Consider the following 2,296-nt stretch of genomic DNA (forward strand, 5'->3'; position numbering starts at 1 on the left):
AGTTCTTTTAGTTGTTGATTTCATAACACTCTCCAATTTTGGGGGGAGAAAGTGTCAACCTTATTTAGGACGGCACACCTCTTTAATAAAAAGCCAGTAAATGTTAATTGCTGGCTTTTTTATTTGAAAAAATCGAGTCTCAAATCGCTTAGCGGTGTCTGTCCTTTCTAGACGATAAAACAAAATATGATAAATTAGTTGAGTAAAGCTTAGCTAGGCGTTAAGTTTTGCGTTTTGCTTTAAATGTTCAACAAACATAGATATTTTCTTAGCTACATGTTTTCTAGACGAGTAAAAGGCGTAAAGTACTAAATCCTCAGGTTCGTACTCTAGAGTGACGATTTCTAGCTCACCATTTTTGATCTCATTTTGGCATGACTCAATTGGCAATATTGCGTATCCAAGCCCTGATAACGCGCCATATCTGGCGAGATGACCGCTGTTTACTTTGAATGAAGATTGTACAGTTTGAGTAATATGGCCCCCAGCAGGGTTTCTGAATACCCATGGTGCACCATTTACTGCGGTAAGCGTCGTGATGCAGGGAACATGACTTAGATCCGTAATTTTGTAAGGGGGGGCGTATTTCTCAATTAGTTGAGGCGCGGCTAAAATGGCACTGGGCCAGCGTTTTATCTCTCTCGCCACCCAGTTACTGTCTGACAAAGTACCTCTGTGAAAACTCAATATTATATCAAAGCCATCGATAGCATCGCCTTTAGGGGCGAGCGTTGTATCACAATGCAAAGAGATTGCTGGATATTGATTGCAAAAGGAAACAATAGCTTTTGCCAGTACAGGTGTGTCTGGCATAAGAATTCGCAGTTCCCCTGTTACCGTGTGCGAGTGGCGCGTTACAGTTTCTAGTGCGGCGTTGAGTTGCTCCAATAACGGACGAGTGCTGCTATAGAGCTCTTCTCCAGCCTCGGTAGGCGTCATTCGCCTTGTTGTTCTATTGAACAACCTAATGTTTAACTTTTCTTCAAGCAGGGCAATGTGTCGGCTGACATTTGATGTTGGTATGTTCAAACACTCAGCGGCTCGCTTAAAGCTGTTGTTCTCATAAACACAGTGAAAACTTTTTAACCAGATTTGGTCAACGTTATCAAACATTTCATTATCCCACTTTATTGGATTATCAAGCCAGCATATCGCACTTTATCCCTGTACTAAGTTACATACAATTTTATTTACAAGTTTAAGCGAACAAACAACGAGATATCGCGCTAGAACGTAATCAATAGTGGTGAATTTATGAGCTGGTTAGAACGGTTATTTGAGAATAAAAATATAATAGGTTCGCGCAAAGCGTCTATCCCTGAGGGCGTTTGGACAAAGTGTCCTGAGTGTGAACAAATACTTTATAGTGCCGCGTTAAAAGAAAATTTGGAAGTATGCCCTAAATGCTCATATCACATGAGAATGGCTGCGCGTCAAAGGTTGATCTCTTTTCTGGACCATGGAACACAACAAGAGTTGGCAAGTGAGTTGGAGCCACAAGATATTTTGGGTTTTAAAGACTTAAAGCGATATAAAGAGCGAATTGCTTTAGCACAGAAAACGACTGGAGAAAAAGATGCGTTGGTGGTGATGGAGGGCAAGTTATTGGGTCTGCCTGTTGTTGCGTGTGCATTCGAATTCTCTTTCATGGCAGGCTCGATGGGCGCAGTGGTTGGCGAGAAGTTTGTCCGAGCAGTTGAAAGCGCAATTAATACAAAATCTGGGTTAGTATGTTTTTCCGCTTGCGGAGGGGCGCGCATGCAAGAGTCTTTGGTGGCACTCATGCAAATGTCAAAAACCAGCGCCGCGTTAAACCACTTATCTGAGCACAGATTACCCTATATCTCAGTATTGACGGACCAAACTTATGGTGGCGTCTCGGCGAGTTTAGCCATGTTAGGAGACATCAATATTGGTGAACCTAAAGCAAGTATTGGCTTTGCGGGAAGACGGGTCATTGAGCAAACGGTACGTGAAAAGCTACCAGACGAGTTTCAGCGAAGTGAGTTTTTACTAGCGCATGGTGCGCTAGATATGATTGTCGATAGACGTGAAATGCGCGATCGCGTTGGCCGCTTACTGGCTAAGTTAACCAACGCGAGGGTGGTCTCAGAATAGGTTGTATTAAAGTTAGACTTAGTACTTGCGTTTATTGAGCCGTAATCATTACAAACCGTTCATTTTGCCCCCATCTTGGTTCCGCATTCATTAGGCTGAGATCCAACGCCGTTTGGTATGGGTCAACAGCAAAATGGTCGCTTACTAACCCCCAGAGCATCCAGTTGATTGCGGTTTC

At 43.0% G+C, this 2,296-nt stretch carries 2 protein-coding genes; one reads left to right on the top strand and one right to left on the bottom strand.

Annotated features, from left to right (window positions below; translation table 11 throughout):
* Nucleotides 1-213: 213 nt before the first annotated feature.
* The gene (locus tag R8N47_RS23265; protein WP_017821535.1) at nucleotides 214-1,113 is read right to left on the bottom strand and encodes a LysR family transcriptional regulator; all 900 of its coding nucleotides are present in this window, start codon (nucleotides 1,111-1,113) and stop codon (nucleotides 214-216) included.
* Between the two features lie 141 nt (nucleotides 1,114-1,254).
* On the opposite strand from R8N47_RS23265, the gene accD reads away from it, so the two are divergent.
* The gene (gene accD, locus R8N47_RS23270; protein WP_064354563.1) at nucleotides 1,255-2,118 is read left to right on the top strand and encodes an acetyl-CoA carboxylase, carboxyltransferase subunit beta; all 864 of its coding nucleotides are present in this window, start codon (nucleotides 1,255-1,257) and stop codon (nucleotides 2,116-2,118) included.
* Nucleotides 2,119-2,296 lie beyond the last annotated feature (178 nt).

Source organism: Vibrio sp. 2132-1 (assembly GCF_033344315.1).